The following is a 1443-nucleotide window of genomic DNA, read 5'->3' as shown; positions in this document are numbered from 1 at the left end:
CACGGCGGTGCGTCCGGGTCGACTCGGACCTCCAAGTCGGCGTTCCGCCGTCGCTCGGTCGCGACGCCGGCGACGAACGAGACGAGACCGAGAAGCGCCACGACTCCGCCCGCGGACGCCGCCGCCGGAGCGAACGCGAGGAGCGTACCCAGCCCAATCGCGACCCCGACGACGACCGATCCCATCCCGAGGAGCTGTGCGGCGGCCGCCGGGTCGCCGAACCCTCCTCGGTCGGCGTCGAGCAGCCGTCCGAGGTAGCTCCGCAACAGCAGCAGCGAGAGCGCCGGGACGAACGAGCCGTACCGGATGTGGCTCGTCTCGTCGCCGTACACCGCTCGCATGGGACGTCGGCGATCCGCAACCCCTGCCTGTTCAGGCGGACAAGCAGGTGGTTACAGAAGCCGTAGTCCTCGTAGAGCGACTCGAACTCGACGCGCTTGAGCGCCTCCCGGGAGATCGCCGTGTACCCGTTCTGCGGGTCGGTCATCCCCCAGTAGCCGCTGGCGATCCGCGTGAGACCGGTGAGTAGGAAGTTCCCGAACGTCCGCCACACCGACATGTCGCGCCTGTACTCCGTGTGCCGGAGGCGGTTCCCCTTCGCGTAATGGGAGTCCCCGTTCACGACCGGGTCGATGATCCGGTCGAGGATCGTCGGGTCCATCTGCCCGTCGCCGTTCATCACCGCCACGACGTCGACGCCGGCGGCGTCGCCCGCGGCGTTGCGGTATCCGGTCTTTATCGCGCCGCCGACCCCGGTGTTCTCGCGGTGCCGGAGCGCGACGATGTGACGGTCGGGCAGCGGCGTTCCCGACCGCGCGTCCCGGGCGACGATCCGGTCCCGCCAAGCGGGTTTCAGCCCGTCGGGGACCGGTCTCGGTCCGTCGTCGATCGGTCCCGATCCGCCGGCGACGGCCTCCGACCCGTCGGTGATCGCTCCCGACCCGTCGGTGATCGTTCCCGACCCGTCGGTGATCGCACCCGACCCGTCGGAGACTGTTTCCGCCCGGTCGACGACCGGTCGCAGGAGACCGCCGGGACGCTCCGACCCCTCGAACCCGGAGAGCGTCTCGCGGATCTCCGCCCACGTGTCGTCGGTCGAGCAGTCGTCCACGACGTACACGCGGTCGACGAACCGGGGGACGGTCTCGATGACCTCGCCGACGAACCCCGCCTCGTTGTAGGCGGGGACCACGACGGCGACGGTAGCCCCCCGATACATCAGCTCCACCCCCGTCCGACGGTGTAGACGCGGTACGCCGTCCCCGAGAGGTCGAGCGCCTGCCGCCCGTCGACGACGGGGATCCCGCGTCGGGTCCCGTCGGGGCCCTCCCGCTCAAACGCGGTCCAGTCGATCGACCGGAACTCGTCGTGCGCGGTGACGAGGACCGCGGCGTCGACCTCGCGGCCGGTTATCTCGTCGAGGGAGACGCGTTCTCCGGGCAT

The 1443-nt window shown here is 70.6% G+C and carries 2 pseudogenes; both read right to left on the bottom strand.

Annotated features, from left to right (window positions below):
* Positions 1-1219 (bottom strand): annotated as a pseudogene (locus tag BN903_RS12860) (glycosyltransferase family 2 protein); the annotation flags it as partial.
* Positions 1219-1443 (bottom strand): annotated as a pseudogene (locus BN903_RS12855) (nucleotide sugar dehydrogenase); the annotation flags it as partial. The pseudogenes BN903_RS12855 and BN903_RS12860, both read right to left, overlap by 1 nt.

The sequence above is a fragment of the Halorubrum sp. AJ67 genome, from assembly GCF_000513435.1.
Note: the sequence above shows the minus strand (reverse complement) of the source record. Positions and strands in the feature narration are given on the sequence as shown.